Source organism: Hahella chejuensis KCTC 2396, from assembly GCF_000012985.1.
In the GTDB taxonomy this organism is placed as follows: domain Bacteria; phylum Pseudomonadota; class Gammaproteobacteria; order Pseudomonadales; family Oleiphilaceae; genus Hahella; species Hahella chejuensis.
Map to the genome: position 1 here is coordinate 3,942,385 of NC_007645.1, position 22,324 is coordinate 3,964,708.

At 54.2% G+C, this 22,324-nt stretch carries 15 protein-coding genes; 7 read left to right on the forward strand and 8 right to left on the reverse strand.

From position 1 onward, the window contains the following. The first annotated feature begins 3 nt into the window (after positions 1–3). From HCH_RS17035 to HCH_RS17045, 3 genes are all read left to right on the forward strand, one after another. The gene (locus HCH_RS17035; protein ID WP_011397604.1) at positions 4–4,248 is read left to right on the forward strand and encodes an Eco57I restriction-modification methylase domain-containing protein; all 4,245 of its coding nucleotides are present in this window, start codon (positions 4–6) and stop codon (positions 4,246–4,248) included. Positions 4,249–4,592: 344 nt separating this feature from the next. Further along, positions 4,593–4,994 (forward strand): hypothetical protein, encoded by a 402-nt coding sequence (locus HCH_RS17040; RefSeq protein ID WP_011397605.1) that lies wholly within the window; start codon positions 4,593–4,595, stop codon positions 4,992–4,994. Positions 4,995–5,214: 220 nt separating this feature from the next. Then, complete coding sequence (locus HCH_RS17045; RefSeq protein ID WP_011397606.1) at positions 5,215–5,475, forward strand: SymE family type I addiction module toxin; 261 nt, start codon at positions 5,215–5,217, stop codon at positions 5,473–5,475. A gap of 284 nt (positions 5,476–5,759) precedes the next feature. On the opposite strand, the gene HCH_RS17050 is transcribed toward HCH_RS17045, so the two are convergent. Further along, positions 5,760–6,014, reverse strand: a complete 255-nt coding sequence (locus HCH_RS17050; RefSeq protein WP_011397608.1) for a hypothetical protein — start codon at positions 6,012–6,014, stop codon at positions 5,760–5,762. Positions 6,015–6,327: 313 nt separating this feature from the next. Between HCH_RS17050 and HCH_RS17055 the strand changes: the two genes are divergently transcribed. The 3 genes from HCH_RS17055 to HCH_RS17065 are packed head-to-tail and all read left to right on the forward strand — an operon-like array spanning position 6,328 to position 7,556. Next, entirely contained in the window at positions 6,328–6,849 is a 522-nt protein-coding gene (locus HCH_RS17055) for a hypothetical protein (RefSeq protein ID WP_041598742.1), read from the forward strand. Then, a complete protein-coding gene (locus HCH_RS17060; protein ID WP_011397610.1) occupies positions 6,846–7,115 on the forward strand; it encodes a hypothetical protein in 270 nt (89 codons plus the stop codon). The genes HCH_RS17055 and HCH_RS17060 overlap by 4 nt, the downstream gene beginning before the upstream one ends. Before the next feature lie 60 nt (positions 7,116–7,175). After that, positions 7,176–7,556, forward strand: coding sequence for a hypothetical protein (locus HCH_RS17065; protein ID WP_011397611.1), 381 nt, complete (start codon positions 7,176–7,178; stop codon positions 7,554–7,556). Positions 7,557–7,866: 310 nt separating this feature from the next. Here HCH_RS17065 and HCH_RS17070 read toward each other — a convergent pair whose 3' ends face one another. After that, positions 7,867–8,922 carry an alpha/beta hydrolase family protein gene (locus tag HCH_RS17070; protein WP_202945258.1) on the reverse strand — a complete coding sequence of 352 codons (1,056 nt, stop codon included), beginning with the start codon at positions 8,920–8,922 and terminating at the stop codon, positions 7,867–7,869. 331 nt (positions 8,923–9,253) lie between these two features. Between HCH_RS17070 and HCH_RS17075 the strand changes: the two genes are divergently transcribed. After that, complete coding sequence (locus tag HCH_RS17075) at positions 9,254–9,829, forward strand: hypothetical protein (protein ID WP_011397613.1); 576 nt, start codon at positions 9,254–9,256, stop codon at positions 9,827–9,829. A gap of 459 nt (positions 9,830–10,288) precedes the next feature. Here HCH_RS17075 and HCH_RS17085 read toward each other — a convergent pair whose 3' ends face one another. The 6 genes from HCH_RS17085 to fes all read right to left on the reverse strand — a co-directional run bounded on the left by HCH_RS17085 (position 10,289) and on the right by fes (position 22,112). Continuing rightward, complete coding sequence (locus HCH_RS17085; RefSeq protein ID WP_011397614.1) at positions 10,289–10,711, reverse strand: type II toxin-antitoxin system YafO family toxin; 423 nt, start codon at positions 10,709–10,711, stop codon at positions 10,289–10,291. Then, positions 10,711–10,899 carry a hypothetical protein gene (locus tag HCH_RS17090; RefSeq protein WP_011397615.1) on the reverse strand — a complete coding sequence of 63 codons (189 nt, stop codon included), beginning with the start codon at positions 10,897–10,899 and terminating at the stop codon, positions 10,711–10,713. The genes HCH_RS17085 and HCH_RS17090 overlap by 1 nt, the downstream gene beginning before the upstream one ends. After that, the gene (locus tag HCH_RS32480; RefSeq protein ID WP_011397616.1) at positions 10,881–11,201 is read right to left on the reverse strand and encodes a hypothetical protein; all 321 of its coding nucleotides are present in this window, start codon (positions 11,199–11,201) and stop codon (positions 10,881–10,883) included. The genes HCH_RS17090 and HCH_RS32480 overlap by 19 nt, the downstream gene beginning before the upstream one ends. Before the next feature lie 399 nt (positions 11,202–11,600). Then, positions 11,601–20,231, reverse strand: a complete 8,631-nt coding sequence (locus HCH_RS17100; RefSeq protein ID WP_049780986.1) for an amino acid adenylation domain-containing protein — start codon at positions 20,229–20,231, stop codon at positions 11,601–11,603. Between the two features lie 169 nt (positions 20,232–20,400). Further along, positions 20,401–20,622, reverse strand: coding sequence for an MbtH family protein (locus HCH_RS17105; protein ID WP_011397618.1), 222 nt, complete (start codon positions 20,620–20,622; stop codon positions 20,401–20,403). Positions 20,623–20,675: 53 nt separating this feature from the next. Further along, positions 20,676–22,112 (reverse strand): enterochelin esterase, encoded by a 1,437-nt coding sequence (gene fes, locus HCH_RS17110; RefSeq protein WP_011397619.1) that lies wholly within the window; start codon positions 22,110–22,112, stop codon positions 20,676–20,678. Between the last annotated feature and the right edge of the window lie 212 nt (positions 22,113–22,324).

Here is a 22,324-nt window from a genome sequence, read left to right on the forward strand (position 1 = left end):
AACATGGCGTTAAAAAGGCAGATCGAGCAGCCCTTTGAATCAACACATGTCATAGGCGGGTTATTGAGTACGGAGCTTTTAACCCGCTTGCGAGAGACCGGACGCAACGCCCTGCCAGGGCGCTCCGAGGCGGAATACGGCATCCCCAAGGGCCTGAAGTTCAATGAAGAACTGGGGCGTTATTGGCGTATTGCACAGTCGTTATGGCAAAACTATCGGGAACTGGCCCAGCGCCAGGATTACGCTGATCATGAAAGCCAGAAAAGGTTAGCCCTTGAGGAATGGCTGATTCCCCTGCTGCAGGACGTCTTCTGTTATCGCCCTGAGCCAACCGACCCGATAACCATTGGAGAACGTTATTTCCCCATCACTCATTTTGCTAACAAGCACACCCTTCCCTTTGTGTTATGCGGTGCAGACCAGGATCTGGATAAATCTGATGCGGAGTTTGGCCAAAAAGATAAAAAAGGCGATAAAAAGCGTTCTCCGACCGCCTTGGCGCAGGAGTACCTGAATGCAGAAGAGCAATGCCTGTGGGCGATCGTGGCCAATGGGCTCTATCTTCGCCTGCTGCGCGATAATCCAGCGATCACCCGTCCCGCATACATTGAAGTCGACTTTGCCCGCATATTCGACGAGGAAGACTATGCGGAGTTCACCATCGTCTGGCTATTGCTGCACCAGTCTCGCACCCGACCACTGACATCAAAAAATGTTTCCGTTCTTTCCGTGGAGCGTTGCTGGTTGGAGAAGTGGCGCGAGAAAGGCAAAGAAGAAGGAGAAAGGGCCAAAGAGTCTCTTCGCTATGGCGTTGAACATGCCATGGAGTCCCTGGGGACGGGCTTTCTGTCACACTCCAAAAATCAACGTTTACGTGATTTATTCACCAACGGGCAACTGGACGAAAAAGGCTTCCATAATCAGATTCAACGCCTGGCGTATCGGTTTCTGTTTCTGCTGGTTGCGGAAGACAGAGACATCGCCCTGTTGCCGCAGTTTTATCAACAACAGGACTACCGAGGCGCCCGGGAGCTGTATCAAAAATGGTACAGCGTGAGCCACTTCAGGAAACAAGCGCGCCTGCGCTCATGCCGGGACTCATACGGCGATGCATGGCGGCAACTGCTGGTCACTTTTAAAGGCTTTGCCGTGGGGCAACCTCTGCTGGCGCAGCCTGCGCTGGGCGGTATTTTCGCGCTCGATCAGTGTCCTGACTTGGACCAGTGCGAGCTTGAAAACAAATACCTGTATGAAGCGTTATTCAATCTCTGCTTTTTTGTACAACACGACGTGTTACGGCCGGTTAATTACCGAGATATGGACACCACTGAGTTTGGTTCAGTCTATGAGTCTCTGCTTGAATTGATGCCGCAGATTAACGTGAATGGTGTCTGGCGGTTTTGTTTAATCAAAAGCAAAGGAGATAAAAAGGAACTAGGAACCTATTACACTCCCGAGAATCTGGTCCAAGAGCTTATCAAATCTGCCCTTAAGCCCGTCATTGAGAATCGACTAAAAAATATAGGGGGTAACCCCAGTGATAAAATTCTATCTATCACTATTTGCGACCCCGCTTGCGGTTCTGGTCACTGCCTGATTGCGGCTGCTAAATGTCTCGCTGCGGAGCTGGTGCGTTATGACACCCAATCAAGGAACTCGGAACTGCAACATCGTATTGCCATGCGAAAAGTAATACAAAAGTGTATCTACGGTGTAGATATTAATAACATGGCGATTGAGCTTTGTAAGATTGCACTATGGTTAGAGTCAGTAGAACCGGGTAAGCCACTAAGTTTTCTAGACTCTCACATTAAACACGGTAATTCTTTAGTAGGAATCCTGACCTCCTCTCAAATAGAAAAAGGAATACCTGACGAAGCTTTCCAACCGCTAACCAGAGATGACAAAAGTATATGCCCAGACTTAAAAAATAAAAACAAAAAAACTGGAAAAAATATTGCAATCTCTCTAAGGACAATTGGCCTCCTACACCATGATCTGGAAGAATTATGTGAGGATACTCTTGAAGAGGTATCTTCTAAAGAGAGCAGGTATAAGAAATTTGAAAATAGTGAAAGTTACCTTCAGGAGAAATTAAAAGAAGACTTATTCACTGCATCCTTCTTTATTCCGAAGACCTTTGAAACCAAAGCATCGGTCCCGACTAACGAAATGCTACATTTATTCTCGCATGGTGAAAATTTACCTCCAGAGACTTTGCAGCTAGTGCAAAAAACTGCAAAGTCCTACCACTTTTTTCACTGGCCATTGGCCTTTCCGAATATTTTTGGAGATAAAGGACGAGGAGGCTTCGATGTAGTCATTGGAAATGCACCATGGAACGTTTCCCAATTAAGTGAAGACGAGTACTTCGCCGTAGACGCCCCAAGTATTACTAATTTATCTGGTGCAAAACGCAAAAAAGCCATACAAGATCTAGAAGTAAGCAATCCTGATTTATGGAATAGATTTCAAATAGATAAACATAAAATTGAAAGCCACAATCAATTCTATCGTTTTGGCGGCCGCAACAAGCTTACCGCGAAGGGAAAAATAAATCTTTATGCCCTCTTCGCAGAACTTTTCGCCACTATGATAAATAGTACTGGTCGGGCAGCTATGATATCCCCAACAGGAATCGTTACAGATGACTCTACAAAGTTATTTTTCTCTTGGTTAACTAGCCAAAAAATTCTCGCAGGTATTTACGACTTTGAGAATAGGAAAAAGTTATTCCCTGCCGTTGATTCTCGGATTAAGTTCTGCGTGCTGTCTATAGGGCATGATATTGAATTAGCGAAGTTAGCATTTTTTCTTGAGAAAACAGAACAAACTACGGACACAAACCGAGTTTTCACCCTGAGCAGCCAAGACTTTAACTTGATTAACCCAAATACAAAAACATGCCCTGTGTTTCGCTCTCAAATGGACTGTGAGCTGACTAAAAAAATTTACAAAAGTGCTCCAGTCCTTATCAAGGAAGAGACTGCCAATGAGCCTGAAGTAAATCACTGGGGAGTCCGCTTTTCCCAGGGTCTGTTTAACATGACATCTAAAAGCGATCTATTTAAAGAATATAGCGAGATTATTGATGAGGGAGGAGCTGTAACCAGGAATATTGCACATATTAACGACCACAAATATCTCCCCCTCTACGAAGCCAAAATGGTCCACCACTACGACCACCGCTGGGCTACCTACGAAATAGACGGCAAGACAAGTCGCGACTGCACCCTCGCGGAAAAACAAAATCCCAACTACCACAGCCTGCCTCGCTATTGGGTAGCGGAAAATGAAGTCACACTCCGCACAACCCGAGCGCCAAAAGCCGTCCTGGATGCGATTAAAAAGCAAGACGCTGAAAAGCTGGATCACACTCTCAGACTATGGGCTGCGGGCTCATACATCGAAACCCATCCTGACGGACTAGACAGCGCGATTGTTAGAGGTCTTCTGCAAGACGCCCGATCCAGTGATGACAATGACTTGTATGACGACACTTATGATCACCGCGCTATAAACACTGCCTGCTTGTTAGCGAAAGAGTCCATGTTGAGCAATGAAGAAGTTGAACAGCTCGTCGCCAATCTAAACCGCTCACAAGATCCGTTTTCATTCATCTGGCCGCTGCTGGAAGCACGCCGGCCAAAATACCTGCTGGGCTGGCGGGATATTACAAATGCTACTAATGAGCGCACTGTGATTGCCGGAGTGATTCCGTTGAGTGCTGTGGGAAATAACATGCCTCTTGCTTTCGTTTCAGAGACTTATAGTGCGAAGCATATAGCGGCACTAACAAGTAACTTATCATCATTACCTCTTGATTTCGTCGCTCGTCACAAAGTGGGCGGTACTCATTTAAATTTTTTCATATTTAAACAGCTTCCAGTTTTGTCCCCTGAACAATATGAAACCTCTGACCTGGAATATATTGTTCCCCGCGTATTGGAGCTCACGTATTCATCATACAACTTAAAGCCATTCGCTGAAGACATGGGCTACAACGGCCCTCCCTTCAAATTCGACCCAGAACGTCGCCACCTCCTCAAAAGCGAACTAGACGCCTACTACGCCAAACTCTACGGCCTCACCCGCGATGAACTACGCTACATCCTCGACCCGGCAGACGTCATGGGCGAAGACTACCCCTCCGAAACATTCCGGGTACTGAAAAAGAATGAGATGAAAGCGTTTGGCGAATACCGCACTCGGCGGTTGGTGTTGGAGGCTTGGGATCGGTTGGGATAGACGCAGACCAAGAAAGCTGAATCGCTCGCATATTTTATAGGAGGAAAAGCAATGTCCAGGGTTCCTACATACAAAACGCTCTTATGGATTTACAACAATAGCCCCGAAGAAGTCAGATCCCATTTCGACCACATACGACGAAGTGTATAACGTGGCGAAATTCAGACCCTTTGGCGATATGCTCGGGTTCAGAGGCAGAGCCGATTCATTAGATATTAATACGACAAAATGGCTTATGCGCGGCCTGGGGTTTGGCGTCAGGGCCTAGCTGAAAATACCTTCATAATAATAAACACTTGGGCGGCTACTCATAAGAAATCATCACTATTGAGAGGAGCCAGGCTATGCCGATGCATAAGAAACATTGGTTAAAGTGCAGCCATTGTGGAGAAAATGTCACCAGGGACTCTTTCGCCATCGCACGTCATTTCAAAATGAGACATAACATTAACCTGTCGGAAGGTGAAGCCTATCGGTTAGGCTCTTCTAAACCCGTTATCCTGATGGATCAAAATATAAAGCTTCGACCTGCGGAAAATGTTAGCCATCATGATAAGCCGCGTAAAAAACGTCGTTCCCGAGGCCGTAGCATGGCGTCAAAGAAGCCAAAGCTCTCTAATCCCCCGAAAAACTATATCCAGAAAAGAAAACAGAAAATAGAAGCCACTCATAAGATATCTGGATATAACCGTAAGAAGGTTAAGTTGGTGCAAGGTGGCTCACCGGGCCTTGGTAAAAATGCTTAATATCAATATTAATGATTAGGCATATAAATCACAAAAACCTGTTGATTTAACCAGCATTCCAGTTAATGATAGAAGGGTATTTCCCATGTTAGAAACCGACCGTTTCCAAAGGAAAATATAACTAAATATCTTGATTTAAATATATGAATTGAAGCGCTACCCCTGAGTGCTCGCAACACCCAGAGGCAGCTAACCACAAAAGACTTACCAGGAGTCAATCATGGCTAAGCCGCATGATAAGCCAGAGCGTCGCTCGGCTAAAGTAAAATCTGCCCTTCCCCATCAGCGCCGTCTCAAGGTCCGCAAGGGTTATTACGATTATCACCTCTCCTCCAGCCGTTATGATTATGGCGGTTTCAAACCCGTTCCCTGGATGTTGATTAAGGGTTATTGGCTGGAGCAAGCCGGGTTTGGGGTGGACACGGAGGTTGAAGTCAGCGTCAGTGAGGGCAGGATTGTATTCACCGCAGGGGCGGGTTAGTGGTTTTGGATTAGCGCTCTGGGAAGCCCTTCGACAGGCTCAGGGCGAACGGTGGATGGAGTGGCGCGTTTGAGTCTTGGCTCGCGCGCCTTTTGCTTTTCAGGCTCCAAGCTTGCTGCAGGTGTGTTAGCGATTTATTCGTGCTGAGGCTCAATTACTGTGACGTTTAAGCCCCAATCAGGAGAAGGTTCGACAAAGTATTTTGTTATTTGCACAAACAACAACCTATAAGGCTATAAATATAACCTTATAGGTTATTAATTTGTCGCATAGTGTGAGGGTAACTAAGTTTTCTTCCTGCTCTTATCACTATTGTGAACCAAGGGAGGCTTCCTCTCCTCGGGACGATACTCTTCGATTTCGTCAGGAAACGCTTCAGCATCACTGGAATTTAAAGACTTTTCTCCGCCGAATATAACACCGCTTTCATCGAAATCAGCAGGACCGTGCTTGAACATATCATCAACAACGGATTGAGTCTCTTGGCGCACCCATTCCTCGAATTCTTTCGTTCCAGGTTTCGGACGTTCATTACTCATGACAATTTCCTATAGCAATAGTCTCCTCTCTCATTGTAAGAGAACCCAAACAGGCAATTAAGGTAATAGTTTCAGACGACTTCATTGATAGGTTTCATCCAAAAAGTCGAGCCAGAGCTTATCACCGGTCCACGTTAGTCTGCCTAATGATAGCCCTCGCGCCACCTCTAAACAGGCTCTTTGGATTAGATAAAACTCACGGTTTTTAACCATTACCAAAATGGTTAGAAACCCCTGGCCTGTATGAATAACCCCTTATCTCCCCCCCTAATATGGACTTTAAACAATGTCGGTTTTTATAAGCCGCTCCCACATGTCGACGGAATCCAAGTATTCAAAAATACGTCGCGAAGTCGTTGAAATGGCAAATGAGTTACTCCCTATCCACTATAAGCACTCGGTTTCATATGGTTTGATAGACATGAAGGCTCTTATGGAACACAGATCCTGGCATGGAGCACCAGGACGCAAGGTAAATTGGGATTGGGAAAGAGGAGACTATGGCTACAATCACTACCTTTACCAAGAGCCAAAACGGTTTGAAATTGCTGTTTGGTGGCGCCAAATGAAACTATGTGGCTTGTCCTTGGGGCAACCAACATGGTCAGGAAGCCGCTTGCGGCTAGACTTCATTGAAGCAACGCCTCTCGACAACCCGATAAAAGGGCTTACCTTCTCATTTATTGAGAGGGCGGCGGAGCTATACGCAATGCGCATTGACGCCAACGAAATCAGATTAATGAAGCCCATCAGCGCAGGCGTGATAGACTACTACGGAAAGAAAGGTTATGCCTACAATAGCCGTGAGAACTACTGCTACAAGGTGTTGAGATGACCAAGCAGAAAAAGCCTGATCCCGATTCTGTAGATATCGAGGAGATCAAAAGGAAAATGCGAGTCCGGTTTAACGAACTCGTAGATGAGGAGCCCATGGAAAATGAGCCCCAAGTACTCTGCGGCTCCCCTGACCTGTTTTTCAAAACCGACGCTGAGCTTTTCCCAAGTGATTTAAGCGAATATCGCCCAGAAGAAAAGAAGTTGCGACTTGTGAAAACAGACAAACGCAAAAAGGATACGGACGACGATCAGATCGGAGAATAGGCGCATTCACCGCCAGTGAAAAGAGGGGTATCCTGGCGCTCTATTAAAGGTGGAAAATGCATGATTAAACGTGAAGTATTGATGCCAATTGAGCTTATAGAAGATATTGCTCGAATTGTGCACGAGGAAGGTTATGTTGCTTTACAAGACGCATTTCCCAGCATTGATACTAAGCCACCAATATTTCTTAGCGACGTGGAGGCTGAGGCGCTAATTGATTTGGCGGTTATTGAAAAGAAGAAAGTCAGGCTTATGTTCCCGTACTATGATGATGAGCACCCGCTCTTCAATGAGGAGCATGAAAAAGGGTTCGATGACATACAAATGGGAATATATGAGAAAACCATATATTACGTCGAATCCGCTTTTAAAAAGCGGTCGATTCGATCATCTGATTTGATAGACATTAAACTACGGAATAGACACATTCATCGCCAATGAATATAAAGGCGCTTATGCGCCTTCACCTTTTCATAACCTCACTTACAAAGCCGTACCAGACCATGATAGATCGCAAAAAGCACCAACATTCGGCTCTCCCTACTACTTAAATTTCTATATTTTCAATTGCAGCCCCATCGCCAGAAGTTCCAGACACGCATAGCATCTTTTCAACCACCGCTACATGCGCCCTTTAAAAGTATTCCCTTCCAGAGAAGGATTAAAGTATGCCTTTTACCCCACTCGGGATCGAGGCCGTGGTTATATCTGCATAACCTACTCCGGTTTGATTACAGGGGGACACTTCCCGCTATTTTTCACCGTTCAACGCCCGTTCAAACGCTCTCGAAACCAAATGAACCAGCTCATCATGAATCGCATGCCGTGAGCGCCCGCCACCGTCGGAGCATATGGGTTCTCCAATCTGTTCTTCTTCGGCGATGTCCGCCGCATGAGGTTTGCATTCGCCAAACAGGCTGTAGTGACTGGCGTCGCTGATCAGTGTGTAGGTGGCGTCAGGGATGGCCTTGGCTATGTCAGAAGCCAGTGCTGTTTGCGGGATCTTTCCAGATGGTCCCAGATTTATCAGCGCAACGGGAATTGTAATGTCCTTGAAAGAGTCGTCGGCAATAACGTCTACAGGCACTGGATCGATAGCCATCGCAAAGCGAATGCGTTGATCACGATAGTCACGGCCTGCTGGTTGAAGGTCCCATTTATGGAGATCCACGCCGCTTTGCCTTACCCACTCACACAGAGACGCATTACGCTGGTCGGTATCACAGTATGCCGCGAGGAGTTCAGGGTCGAGGCGGGCTCCAGCCATCAGCAATGCCGCGCCGCCGCCCATGGAGAGCCCGAGAACGCCTACCCTGTCGAAGCGTGAATATTCGCGGAAAAACGCATCCGTCTGCATTGCATTAAGGGCGTCAGTTAGATCAACGGGCCGTAGCCAGAGTTTCATCGTTTCAGCGGCGGATCTATTCGGCCCAGTGTTGCCGGGATGAGTCGGCGCGATGACGATAAATCCCCGCTGCGCCAAAGGCGTGGCTATCCAGCTCATAGCTTGGGCGCTTCCGCCCAGCCCTGCGCCGTGGGAAAGCAGGATAAGCGGAAATTTTCCGGTAACCATAGGTGCGTTAAGCGCGGCGGGAACGCCAGAGAAAAAAATACTGTCGCCCCGTAACACCGGCTCACCGCCCTCGGTCGCCGGATACCATACCGTCACATCAAGATCGCCGGCTCGCTGCTCCGACGCCACATTGAGATGCCGCACGCCCACATGATCCGCCGCCATCACGGTACAACCCGACGCTATACCCAACATCAGGATCGACCAGTTAAGAAACCTGCTAAATACCGCCATTAGCCTCTCCATATTCGTGCTGTTTAGAGGGTTGCTGACGACAACCCCGAAGGCAGCTATTAAAACGGAAAAGCCCGTACGGTAAGACCTTGATCGTGATTTAGGACGTGCTGCCGAAGTAGTTTCTCAGAAAGAATGTACTCTAAAGATATATGCAAACCACTCCCAGATGTATGCCTCCTCGCATCAGCCATCTTTTACGCCACCGCAATTAAATGCATATAAAACAGATTGTTAGCTATCAAATAGCCGACGTAAAAGTATGCCGCATGGCCATTGACACCCTTTTCAACGGGAACCTAAACTCCCCAACCTTTTAATGAGTTGGTTCATGAACACTTTTTTCATTGACGACGACGGATATAAGTTTCAACAGATTCTGCTGACGCAATTTGATTTAAAGCAGCACGCGCCAACGGACATACCCCGCCACGAGCTTTACCTCTTCTCAGATTCGAACCTGCAAATGTCTGGCTGGTGGAAGCCGTTAGAAACCGCCTTTGAGTCAGTTGAAGACTATCCAGATGGAGAAATACCTGATTTATCCAAATGGGTTGGCGCTTCAATGATTCTGTCTCCAAGAGCATTTGAGGCTTTAGGAGAGAAGCTTGAAAGATGTGGTGAACTCCTTCCGTTGAAAATCGATGGCTCAACTTATTATTTATTTAACTGTTTAACCGAAGGACGAATCGACGAGATTAACAGCAAACCCCATAAGTTAGGAGAGGAACCCTCGGAACCTTTCACAGTTGCCTTCAACTCAGAGGATGTGAGAGACAAATTGGTGTTCAAAACCAAGTATGACAACTGCTCAAGTCTCTATTGCACTGAAGAGCTTAAGCAGTTGGTTGAAAACCATGAGTTGACAGGCGTGAGCTTCGTCAGCACGCGAGAGACTCAAGGCTAGTTAAGGCACGAAAGGCCCAGAGGCTTCCACTTGCCAGTTTTCCGGTAAGGTGCGGGTGGCGACGAACATGTGAATGTCGCCGCTTCAGCATCCAGCAGGCCGAGGAATCGCCAAACGCGCAATTTGGCGACCAGTCCATGGGCAGAGGGGGGGCATTTTCACGGCTGAGGGTGGTTAGTGGGTTTGGGTTAGCGCTCTGGGAGGCCCTTCGACAAGCTCAGGGCGAACGGAGGAGTGGCGCGATGACGTTTTGGTCTGCGCGCCCTATTCTTATTTTTGCTGAGCTTGTTGGCGCACCGATCAAATCTCAAGTCAAGCAGACATAGGGTTCCAACACAATATGCCCAATCTGAAATATGCCAGCTAATGGCTCAAGACCCTTGATAATGTTTGAAGGCGTGCGCTTTTTCGCAACTATGTGAAGATGTATGCAGCACCCTCTCAAATTGAATAAGCTAGTTATTTCGATTTACGAAACGCTTCAGCCATTTTTTCTAGCTTATCCATAAGAAATTCATCCCTATCAGTACCTTTAACAACCTCTGGTTGTTTCCAATTCCAGTGTTTAACAATGCTAATCAAAAGATACCAGTTAGGATTATAGAACCCAGGACAGTAAACCAAAACATATCCAGATGTACGGTAGAACTGAACCGTATAAAGGGGGAACTTTTTACCTCCACGCATAATATGTATGTGCTGCAACTCGAGATATTTTCTATTCGTAGTATGGTCATAAGGGGCGTCACGTCCAAATGTATCAGGTAAAACTCCAGTGCTCTTATACGCTCGAAAGTCATCAAAAAGAGCTTGAGCTTCTTCAGGGTCCAAAGCCTTAGCAATAAGCTTGCTCTGGAATATCTTAACTTCTACTTTTGACATCAAAAATCCTTTTTCCCTTTCTCATATAATACTTTCTCTGTAGTCTCACTCAGCTTCTTCAGCCTACTTTCTGTAGGCCTAAACTTCCCTTTAACAGAAGAAGAGACTTTGTCATTACTATCTTTTCGGCCATCTTCGTATATTTCGATAATTTCGTTATCTATACTTTTTATGTATTCTTTTCGCATTCTATAAACTCTCCAAGATCATCATCTGACAAGTTTTTTAATCTTTCCGTCATGTCATCAACCATATCAGCGGTTAAATTAAACTTCCCCGGGGCGGTTTTTAGTTCAGTATTTCCACGCTGCATATACTCAACATAATTAATAATATCTTCAAAAAGCTTCGCAGGAACAGCATAAAACTGAACATCTCCTTTGGCTGTAATAGCAACAGGAGCGCCTTCACCTTTCTCTAGCGCTTCGTTTGGGTCTGAAACAAATTCTTCAACTGAAAAGGTTTTGCTACTTATGTGATTATTTGACATATATTGCCTCCGAAATTACCTCTGGCGTTAATAGACTGCATATAGGTTTTAAGGGTAATAGTATAGTTGGAAGTCCCCTTCTAAACTATCCGCCATTTTCTATAGATTTCGATAAACCATTACCTTTTGAGGATATTACTGTATTTGGTGAATATTAGAACACTACAATCACACTGAGCAGATGCATCAAGGACTGTTGAATGCCAGGGCGCCGTATACATCACCACATTGCGCGATTTCCTGTTAGATGAGTTTCGACATTGGTCATGTCGGAAGGCGCTGCGCTTTTCCAACCTACTTGAGATACGAGAGGATCTTTCCGCATTTTGTAAACGCTCCAAGATTCTCTCCATGGGCCAGGGAAAGGCCCGAGGCTTCCACCCCAGGGCCAAATCTAGATCAGCGCTCGCCACCTCCTTCGCTTATTTCCGTCAGCAGTTTATTCAGCAGCGGCCCCAACGTTTCCAGCGTCTCCGGGGAGACGATGTCTTCGTGGTTACAGGGAATATCGTGGCGGGTCATGGTGCGAATGTAGGGCTTCCAGCTGCCTTCCACTTGCCAGTTTTCCGGTAAGGTGCGGGTGGCGACGAACATGTGAATGTCGCCGTCATAGATCGGCGTTTGCGCAGTGGATAGGAGTTTTACGGAGGCTTCGTAGTTGGCGACGATTTGTTTGAACATCACCGTTTTCTCCTGCTCGACGAAATCATCCGCCGCAGCTTCCGCGTCCAGCATGAACTGCTCCTTCTCACGCTCCACTTCCGCGTGCGCTTCTTCTTCCGTCGGGCCGCTCCAGTCCTGACCTTCCGGGGGATATGCATCCAGCAGGCCGAGGAAGGCCACGTCTTCGCCGAGCATACGCAGCTTCGCAGCCAGGCCGTGAGCGATGGTTCCGCCCAGCGAATAACCGATCAGATGATAAGGGCCACGGGGCTGAATGCGACGCAGCGTCTGCAAATGACGTTCACATACCGCATCGATATCGTCGCTGGCGGCGATGGCTCCTTGAGAGCCTGGCGACTGCAAGCCAATCAGTGGAATATGCGCAGGCAGGTGGCGCACCAGTCCGCTGTATTGCCAGGCGAATCCAGAGGCGGGATGCACACAGAACAAGGGCGCGCCGCGCCCGGCGCGCAGGTGCAAGACTTCGCCAAAGCCGGCGTTGGCGGGGTCGCGCATCGCGTTCTCGTCCGCCAATAACGTCGCCAACTGCGCCACGGTTGGCGAGGTCATAATCGTCCCGACGGAGACAGGACGCGCCAACGTCTTGCGCAGTTCCGCCGCCAGATTCATCGCCAGTAAAGAGTGGCCTCCCAGTGCGAAAAAGTCATCGTCCGCCGCCACTGTCGGCAATTTCAGAACCTGCGCAAAAACGCTCGCGATCTGGGTCTCCAACCCCGGCCTTGGCGCCCTGCCCTGCATCCCGCCAGTCACTGCGGAAGGTTCCGGCAGGGCTTTGCGGTCCAGTTTGCCGTTGGCGCTCAGCGGGAATTCGCGCACCGGTACGATGGCGACGGGGACCATGTGGGCCGGCAGCGTTTCCGCCAGTCGGCGGCGCAGGGCGTCTGCGTCGATGTCGTCAGCATGAGGGATGACGTAGCCGACCAGTTGACGATTGTCCGCCCCCGCCATAGCCGCCTCGCCGTTATTGATCACCCGGGCGCAAACCACCGCCCGTTTGACGTCGGGCAGGTTCTGCAAGGCGGATTCGATGTCTCCCAGCTCGATACGCTGGCCGCGAATTTTAAGCTGGTCATCGCTGCGCCCCAGGTATTCTACATCGCCGTTCGACAGCCAGCGCGCTACGTCGCCGGTGCGATACATCCGCGCGCCCTCGCCTTCGGTATCGGCGACAAAACGCGCAGCGGTCAGGTCCGGTCGTCCCAGGTAGCCATCCGCCAACTGCGCGCCGCACAGATACAGCTCCCCCGCCACGCCGACCGGCGCCGGACGCAACCATTGATCTAGGATACGCAGCTGGGTATTCCACACCGGGCGTCCGATCGGCACACTCAAACCGGTACTTTCACGCTCTTTATCGAGTGGCCCGGAAGCCTGCTTGTAGGTGACGTCCACCGCCGCCTCCGTCGGGCCATAGAGATTGTGCAACGGGGCGCGGATGTAGACGGAGTATAGATCCGCCAACTCACGAGTGAGCGCCTCGCCGCTACAGAACACCCGCCGCAGTCCGGCGCAGGGAACCTCGCCCAGCTCGGCGATCGCCGCCGGCAGACGGTTGACGAACGCCGCCAGCATGGACGGCACGAAGTGCAAGGTCGTCACCTTGTGACGCTCGATCAGCGCCAGCAACTCATCCGGGTCGCGGTGCGCCTCTGGCGGCGCCATATACAACGACGCTCCCACCATATGCGCCCAGAAAAACTCCCACACCGACACATCGAAGCTACAGGGCGTTTTCTGCAGCACCACGTCGTCGGCTTGCAACCCGTACTCCGCCTGCATCCACGCCAACCGGTTGACGATAGCGCCATGAGACACCAGCACGCCCTTAGGATTGCCGGTGGAGCCGGAGGTGTATATCAGATAGGCGGGATGATCCGGCGTCAGCCCTGGCGCCAGCATGTCCTCGCCCTGCTCCTGCGGATACTCCTGCGCCACTTCCGCCGTCAATTGATCGAACAGCATCAGTTCTCCCATGGCGCGGAAGCGCGAGGCCTGTTCCGAAGAAGTGATGATCAATCGCGGCGCGGCGTTGCGCACCATGTACCCCAGACGCTCATCCGGGTATCCCGTGTCCAGCGGCAGATAGGCCGCGCCGCTTTCCAGCACCGCGGTCAGGGCGATGCTCAAGCGGGCGCTTCGGGGCAAGGCCACCGCCACGATATCTCCGGTACTGACGCCAGCCCGCCGCATTTTCTGCGCCAGCGCCAGGGCCTGGGCGCGCATTTGCCGATAGCTCAGGCGATGCGTTTCATCCTCCAGCGCCACCGCATTCGGCGTCTTGCGCGCCTGTTCCGCCAGCAGCTCGCACAAGGTAGCGTTAGCCACGGCGGCGTCAGTGGCGTTGACGCCGTCAATCAGGTTACGTTCGCTTTGCGTGCGCAGGTCCACCTGGCTCCACGGCGTATCAGGGTGATACGCGAATTGCTCCAGCACCGTCAGCAAACGCTGCGCGATCACCTGCGGCTGGCTGACCGGTTCCCGATATTCAATGATCAGACGCAGACTGTCGCCGGGCAGCACCATGATGGTGAGCGGATAATGGGTGTAACCGCGATTGCGGATATGAGTCAGCCGCGCGCCGCGGTAATCCCGCGAGGTCAGCGCGCCGTCATCCGGATAGTTCTCACTGACCAGCAAAGTATCGAACAGGGTCGAGACGCCCGCCAGCCGCTGGATGTCCGCCAGACCCAGGCAGTCATGCTCCAGCAGCGTCACCTGTTGCGCCTGTAACTGCTGTAACGATTCCAGCAACGTCTGCTCAGGACGAAGGCGAACGCGCACCGGTATCGTATTGCTGAACAGACCCACATGTTCCTCCAGCCCATCCACGGGGCTGAAGCGCCCTGATACCGGCGCGCCGAACACCACGTCGTCACGTCCGCTCAATGCCGCCAATACAGCGGCCCAGGCGCCCTGCATCAGCGTATTGAGGGTCAGTCCACGCTCGCGGCAGCAGGTTTGCAGGGCCTGCTCCAACGCCTTCGGCAAGGTCAGCTCCAGCTCTTTCACCTGCGCCTGGGGCGAAGCGCCTTCAAACAACAAAGTCGGTCGCGCGTCCTTCAACGCCCCGCTCCAGGCGGTGGCCGCCGCCTCAGTATCCCTGTCGCACAGGGCGCGCACCACCTGCGCATAATCGGAGCGGGTCGGCGTCAGGGTATCCGCGCCGTCGCCATACGTATGCAGAAAATCCCGCAACAGAATCGGCGTGGACCAGCCGTCCACCACCAGATGATGGGCGGTTAAAAACAGGGTATGCCGGTTATCGCTGTGATGAATTAACCGGGCGTGCAACAGGGGCTGCGCAGGCAATGCGGCGATGTCGAAATCGCGCTCCAGTTCTTCCTGCTCCAGGCTCCATAACTCCCGCTCCAACGCCTCGCCACGCAGATCGCCCAGATAACATTGCGACCAGGGCCAGCGGCGTTCGCCGTCGATCACCAGAGGGATCAACTGCAAGGGTTGGGCGAGAACTTCCGTATCAAACGCCGCCGCCATTTGCGGATGGCGTCGCAACACCGCTTCCAGCGCGTCCCGAATCCGCTCCACGTCCAGGGTTCCGGTGAAATCCAGGCGCGTGGTGGAGTTGTATTTACTGGCGGCCTCTCCCAGCTGGGCATGAAACAGCAGCCCCTGTTGCAAAGGCAGCACCGGCAACGCCGCCGCCATGGCGCCGCAGCGGGCGCGTAAGTCGGACAACTGCCGTTCATCCAGCGCAACGCCCGCTATCACCGCTTCCGCCGCCACCAGCGTATCCGCCGCAGCGCCGGGACGATAGGCGGCGAAGTGATCCAGTTCGCGCAGATTCTCAACGATGCGCTGATGCAGACGGCCAATCAGCCAGCGGTCATACAGGCCGTCCGCCCAGGTCCAGTTGATCGCCAGTCTGGGCTCGCCCTTGCCTTCCTCAATGAAAATATTGATTTCCAGACCGTACAACATAGACAGGTCGCCATCGATATCCACGGCGAATGCGTCTTTGAAGCGCTCCCCCAGATTGCGCGGCGTCCAGTACCCCTCGCCGGCGCTGAAGCGTCCCAGGTAGTTGAACAGCACCTGGGGACGATGCTCGACTTCCAGCATGGCCAACTCGTCCTGGCTGGACTTATCCAGATAGCGCAGCACGCCATAGCCCAGACCACGGTCCGGAATACGCCGCAGACTGCGCTTCACCGCCCTTACCGGCTCCGCGCTGTCCCGCTGCCCCGCCAGCACCGCCGTCATGTCGAAAGCGACGGGATATTCCGCGGTCAGCCAGCCAACGGTGCGGGCCGGATCAATGTGCTCCTGTAAAGGCTCGCGTCCATGAGACTCCAGCGAGAAGCGCACGCCGGGCGCGGCGCGTTCTTCACAAAACGCTTTCGTCACGGCGGCCAGCAGAATTTCTTCAATCGTCGCCCGAAATGCTCCCGGCAACGTCTGTAACAGTGCGCCGGTCAGGGGAGCGTCGGCCAGGGTTCGCCACTGTTGCGCCGCGCCGTAATTGTCAGACACCGGATCAAGCGGACGCCGCGACAACAAAGGCAGATAACCTTGCAGCATCTCCCGCCACAGCGCCATCTCGCGGCGGCGCGCGGGAATCTCTTCACTCAACGCCCGCGACCAGTCGCGCAGCGAGGTTTCTTCCGCCGCCACCTTGGGCGCGGCGCCGCCCGCCGCGGCTTCACAAGCCGTTTCCAGCTCCCGCAACAGCACCCGCCAGGACACCCCGTCGACCACCAGATGATGCAGCGTCAGCAATAGCCATGCGTCACCTTCTCTATCGGTAATGCGCCTGGCGCGCATCATCACGCCGGCGACCGGGTCCAGCTCCGCCGCAGACGCCTCGAACAACTCGTCCGCCAGTTTGCCGAACGCCTCCGACTGCGCGCTATGCGCGACCTCCACGCGGGTGAGTATGCGGCTGTCGAGCCCCGCCTCAATGTCTTTGATCGCCAGCCCTTCCTCTGCGATATAGGCGCGCAGGGCGGGATGCGCCCATTGCAGCGCGTGCAGCGCCTCGCGCAGATGGGACGGCTGTATGGACGCAGGAATGCGCAGCATCACCCCCTGGGCGAAACGGCGCTCCCAGCCGTAGTGCTCAGCGAACCAGCTTGGCGCCGGCAAAGGACCGACCGGCCCCTGTATCAGACTGACGCCGCTTCCCGCCTGCTTTTTCAACGGTTGCATGGCCCGGCTCATTCGCGCCGCCGTACGCTGGGTGAAAACATCCTTGGGACGTAACTGATAACCGCTGCGGCGCAACTCGGTTCCCAGGCTCATGGCGGAGATACTGTCGCCGCCCAGGTTGAAGAAATCATCGTCGACGCATGTATGTTCCAGGCCCAGCACCTGGGCGATGGCGGCGCACACCAGTTTTTCTTCCGCGGTGACCGGCGCTTTTCCTGTCTGACGGGATGGCGGACGAATGGTCGGCAGCGCCTGTTTGTCGATTTTGCCGTTCACGGTCAATGGCCACGCCGGCAAAATCGCCAGGGCGGACGGCATCATGTAATCCGGCAGCATTTCAGAGAGTTGGCGATACAGGCGATCGCGCAACGCCTCGTCATCATGGCGCAGCCCTTCGTTGACGGTGCAGTAGGCGGTCAAGCGATGGCTGGCGCCCGCCGTGGCCGCCGTCACTACCGCGCCGCTGACGCCCGGCAACGCCTCCAGAGCGTGCTCCACCTCGCCCAACTCCACACGGAAGCCGCGCACTTTCACCTGACGGTCGCTGCGGCCCACGAATTCCAGTTGTCCGTCTGGGGTCCAGCGCACCAGATCGCCGGTTCGGTACATCAGATCGCCTTGCCCTTCCGGGTCAGCCACAAAACGGGCGGCGGTCATGCCGGGTCGCGTCAGATACCCTCGCGCCAGTCCCGCGCCGGCGACATAAAGCTCGCCGGTGACGCCCTGCGGCGCATAGCGCAGCGCCTGATCCAGCACATAAATCCGGGTATTGGCGATCGGCCGTCCCACCACCGGCTGCTCCGCCGCACCGACGCCAGCGCCCAAAGCATCCACCGTATATTCAGTGGGGCCATAGAAGTTGTGTACATGCAATTTCGGATACTGCTTGACCCTGCGCCACAGCGAAGGCGGCGCCGCTTCGCTGCCGATCAGAATCAGGCAAGGGTGCGGCGCGCCTTCCCGCATCAGTCCGCAATCCAGCATCTGTTGCAACATGGAGGGCGGCACATCGAAGGCGTCGACGCCGCGTTCATGCGCCAGTTCAACCAGGCCCTGAGCATCGCGGCGCTGTTCTTCCGTGCAGATATGCAACTCCTGTCCCAACAGCAGCCAGATCAATTGCTCCCAGGAAGCGTCGAAAGAAAACGACGCGCTGTGGGCCGCACGCACGCGACGGCCATGCAGTTGCATCATGGCTGCGCCGTACAGGGACGCCTGATGCGATAACACTAAATTGAGCAGACTACCGTGGGTCACCATCACGCCTTTGGGCGCGCCGGTGGAGCCGGAGGTGTATATCACATAAGCCAGATGACCGCTGCGCAACGGCTCGGCGCGTTCTTCATCGCGAACCGGCGCGCCGGAGCGGGCGTTCACCCGTTGCGTCAACGCCGGATCATCCAGCGCCACACAGGGAACGATCGCCGCCAGGGCATCCTGCGCCGCTGCGTTGTGGACCAGCGCCAGCTTCGGGCGGGCGTCTTCGAGCATCAGCGCCAGACGCTCCGGCGGATAATCCAGATCTAAAGGAAGATAGGCCGCCCCCGCCGACAGCACCGCCAGAATAGACACCACATAGTCCACGCCTCTGGGCGCCGCAATCGCCGCCAGATCGTCCGGCGCCAGCCCTTGCGCGATCAGTTCACGGGCCAGGCGGGCGACGCGGGAGGAAAGTTCAGCGAAGGTCAGGCTTTCATCGCCGCAGCGCAGGGCGACCTCTTGTTCGGAGACCGTTGCATTGGCCTGAAACAGGTCCAGTATGGTTTGCGTCCCGGCCGGCGTCGCCACCTGGGGTCCCACGGACCAGGTCCGTAGACGCGCCAGCTCTCCTGGCCCCAACAAAGGCAGTTCGTCGATCGACGTTTCCGGCTGACGCAATGCGGATTCCAGAAAATGCGCCAATCGCTCGCAATGCAGCCGCAACTCCTGATCCGCGTAGCGCTCCGGGTTGGCGGTCAGCTCGATCACCAGCGCGTTCTGCTCCATCCACAGCCCGAACTCCAGATCTTCCACCGGGCCGGCGGCGAGCACCTGCGTCACGCCGGGAACGCCGTCCAGGTTTAGGCCCTGATCGTAGATCTTCAGGTTAATCGTGGCGGCGTATAACCCTCTGCCGGAGCCCACCACGCCCACGTCCCGTTGCAGTTGTTCCGCATCGTAGCGCTGACGACGGCGAATGCGGGCCAGCTCCGACGTCAGACGGCGCGCCAGACTGTCGATGTCCGGCGCGCCCTCCATATCCAGTTGCACCGGCAGCACATTCACCACGGGGCCGGAGGCGTTCAGCGCCGCCGAACCCATGCGTCGCATAAAGGGCATTCCCACCACAATCCGCGTGTTTCCGGTCATCCGGCGCAAATAGGCGAACACGCCGGCCATGGCGATTTCATTCGGGTTCTGACGCGTCTCGCCCACCGTGACGAAGCGCTCCAGAGGCAGGCGCAATCTTCGTTTGAGCGTATTGACGTTGGCGAACCCCGCCGCCATTTGTCGCTCACCCGCCGCCAGAGACACCGGCTCCGCCAGCGCGGCGGCGTAATCCCACCAGAAGGCGCGGTCCTGAGCGAAGGCGTCGGACGCCTGATAAGTCTGATATTCCTGCACCACTTTGCCGAACGGAGTCTGACGCCCCTGGTCCGGAGCGCGTCCCTTGCGCAAGGCGTTATATATCTCGGCGATGCGGCGGGTGATGGCGGCGAAGCTGTAGCCGTCTACGCTGACGTGATGGTAACGCTGATACCAGTACCAACGCTCAGGTCCGACTTTGATCAGCATGTGCCGATACAGCGGCTGATCCTGTTCACCCCGCCAGGGCGTTCCCAGATCCTCGTACATGATGGCGCCGGCCTGGCGTTTGGGGTCTGCTTCCGTCGTCAGATCCAGCAGGTCCGGGACATCCACATCGTCAACGCACCGGTTCATCGGCAGGCGCTGCGTTACGCCTCTGTCATCCTCAATAAAACGGGCGTGGGGAGTATCCGTCTCCGCCAGCCCCATGCGTATCGCACGCTGCAAAAGAGGCGCATCCACCGCCCCTTGTAAATCCACATAATGAGCCACCACGTAACTGTTGCGTCCCACCGCAATCTGATCGGCGAGCCAGATGCCCATTTGCGTTCCAATCAGAGGAAGTTCCACCTCCTCTGGCGCCAGAGAGTTCTTACCTGAAGTTTCTAACACAATGCCTTCCCTCTTGTCGGCCGGATAAATTCGAATCGGGAGTGTTGGGACAGACGCTCTACGGCGTCGTTAATAACCAGACGCATCAATGCGTCGGCGCGGCCACTAGCCGCGCGGGACAGGGCCCGACATACTCAGGGCCTGTCGTTTTCAGACAGCAGGAAAAACGTTACTTGTCTGCGGGATGAGCAGGTAATCGGGGGCGGATGTCGGTCCAGTTCTGCTCGATATAGTGAATACACTCAGCGCGCCTGGCCGGCCCCAGCACATTGCGCCAACCGGGGGGAACCGAGGTGATTTGCGGCCAAAGACTGTACTGCCCCCGGCTGTTGATCAGCACCAGGAAAGGCAGGGATTCGTCGTCAAATGGATTGGGCTGTTCTGTATTCATAGATGGGTCTCCTTTAATGCAATCGGCCGCCGCGGCGGCGTCTGATTAATCCGTCAGTCAGGTTGTTCCAGCAGCCAGCGCAGGCCTTCTATGAGTCCGCCGCGCCAGCAGAGCCAGTCGTGACCGCCTTCGAACAATTGGTAATTCACGTGATGGCCGGCGCGTTCAAGCTCTATGCGCAGGGTTTCGTTGAGGTCGATCATCACATCCTCCCGCGCGCCGACTTCCTGATAAATGCGCAGCGGCCGGGCGCTGAGGCGGCCTTGCGCCAGTTGCTCCGCCAGCGCGCCGCGTTCTCCGGGTCGACGCACTGCGCACTGCCCCAGGGGCGCGTGCAGCAGCTCCACGTAGGGCCACCAGAAGGAGCCGGACTGGCTAAGCACACAGCCGAAACGCTCGGAAAACGCCAGTCCGGCGTACATCGCCGCCAGTCCCCCAAAGCTTTGCCCCGCCACAATAGTGTCCATGGCGCGACTGGAGAATGGCGTCACCGTAGCCGCCAGCGGGATAAGTTCATCCTGCACCGCTTCCCAGAAGCGGGGGTTACAGCAGAGCTCTTCGCTGCGCCGTTCGCCGTCGATGGAGTCGATCATCACATAGACGGCGGGAGGCAACGCGCCCTGCCGGGTTTCATATTGCAGGGCGGAAAACGCCGGCATGCGGGTCGCCCAGTGTTGCCCGTCGAGCAGAATGACAAGAGGACGTCGGCGAGGGTCAATATTGTCGCCCTGCGCCTCTTCCGGGCTGAACACCCAGATTTTGCGGCGATTGCCCAGGGTCTCGCTGTTCCAGTACAGCTCCTGCAGCATCGCGCCGCCGTCATCGCCAAAGCTCCCTTCGCCGGCATCCACCCAAGACCAGGCGGTTTGCGCCGGCGCCTGCGGCAGATGCAGGGCGGACGCCGCGCCGCCCCAGCCTGCGCTATAGGGCCGCTGGGGATTCAGCGGATCGGCGATGGCCTGACTCATCACATCCCGCCACCACACCCGCTGGCTCATGCGCCGGCGCTCTTCGCTACCGCTCCACCGGGGCGGCAGATAATCCTTCGTGACAGGGGCCAATGCATAGGTTCCCCGCCAGTTGGCCGATAAGGTCGTCCGCCAGCGCCACACATCCGTCCCGGCGATGCGCTCCAGGCTTTGTGGATTAGGGCTGCGGTGATTGGTGACGGAGTTGACGTCGATATACACGCGCCGAACAGGCGAACGGCTTTCGTCTCCATGAGGGTCGCGCCAGATAAAGGTGACGCGCGCCTGGCTGGCGTCAATGGACTCCACCAGGGGCGTTCCCTTCTGTTGCAATGAGCGCCACCAGAGATCGTCGCCAATAACGCCCGGCAGTCCGAATACGTCGAATTCCGTGGACGCCTGCGGCAGCGTGGTTGACGACGCCAATGTGCTTGACGACGCCAGTGTGGCGGGCGGTCGTTGCGCGCTGGATGATTTTTGTGGGATTGGGACCGGCATTCTGCGGTCAATGGCCTCGGACATGGTTTTCACCTTCCCGGGACGGCGCCCGGCGTTCATTTCTTCCATCTCTTCCATCTGCAATGGACTCGCGGCAGTCAGGAGCAGCCAGGAACGGCAACGCCGTTCGCTAACGCCAGACTCTCCCGCCCTATAACGGTAAAGCCGCGTCGACTAACGAAATTTCCGCTCTGTCTGCATCAGTGTTGTTTTACATAATAATAATGATTATCATT

What these genes read in the sequence shown, in the direction of transcription:
- HCH_RS17035 (WP_011397604.1), top strand. Translation starts at nt 4, where the DNA reads ATGGCGTTAAAAAGGCAGATCGAGCAGCCCTTTGAATCAACACATGTC.
- HCH_RS17040 (WP_011397605.1), top strand. Translation starts at nt 4,593, where the DNA reads ATGCCGATGCATAAGAAACATTGGTTAAAGTGCAGCCATTGTGGAGAA.
- HCH_RS17045 (WP_011397606.1), top strand. Translation starts at nt 5,215, where the DNA reads ATGGCTAAGCCGCATGATAAGCCAGAGCGTCGCTCGGCTAAAGTAAAA.
- HCH_RS17050 (WP_011397608.1), bottom strand. Translation starts at nt 6,014, where the DNA reads ATGAGTAATGAACGTCCGAAACCTGGAACGAAAGAATTCGAGGAATGG.
- HCH_RS17055 (WP_041598742.1), top strand. Translation starts at nt 6,328, where the DNA reads ATGTCGACGGAATCCAAGTATTCAAAAATACGTCGCGAAGTCGTTGAA.
- HCH_RS17060 (WP_011397610.1), top strand. Translation starts at nt 6,846, where the DNA reads ATGACCAAGCAGAAAAAGCCTGATCCCGATTCTGTAGATATCGAGGAG.
- HCH_RS17065 (WP_011397611.1), top strand. Translation starts at nt 7,176, where the DNA reads ATGATTAAACGTGAAGTATTGATGCCAATTGAGCTTATAGAAGATATT.
- HCH_RS17070 (WP_202945258.1), bottom strand. Translation starts at nt 8,922, where the DNA reads ATGGCGGTATTTAGCAGGTTTCTTAACTGGTCGATCCTGATGTTGGGT.
- HCH_RS17075 (WP_011397613.1), top strand. Translation starts at nt 9,254, where the DNA reads ATGAACACTTTTTTCATTGACGACGACGGATATAAGTTTCAACAGATT.
- HCH_RS17085 (WP_011397614.1), bottom strand. Translation starts at nt 10,711, where the DNA reads ATGTCAAAAGTAGAAGTTAAGATATTCCAGAGCAAGCTTATTGCTAAG.
- HCH_RS17090 (WP_011397615.1), bottom strand. Translation starts at nt 10,899, where the DNA reads ATGCGAAAAGAATACATAAAAAGTATAGATAACGAAATTATCGAAATA.
- HCH_RS32480 (WP_011397616.1), bottom strand. Translation starts at nt 11,201, where the DNA reads ATGTCAAATAATCACATAAGTAGCAAAACCTTTTCAGTTGAAGAATTT.
- HCH_RS17105 (WP_011397618.1), bottom strand. Translation starts at nt 20,622, where the DNA reads ATGAATACAGAACAGCCCAATCCATTTGACGACGAATCCCTGCCTTTC.
- fes (WP_011397619.1), bottom strand. Translation starts at nt 22,112, where the DNA reads ATGTCCGAGGCCATTGACCGCAGAATGCCGGTCCCAATCCCACAAAAA.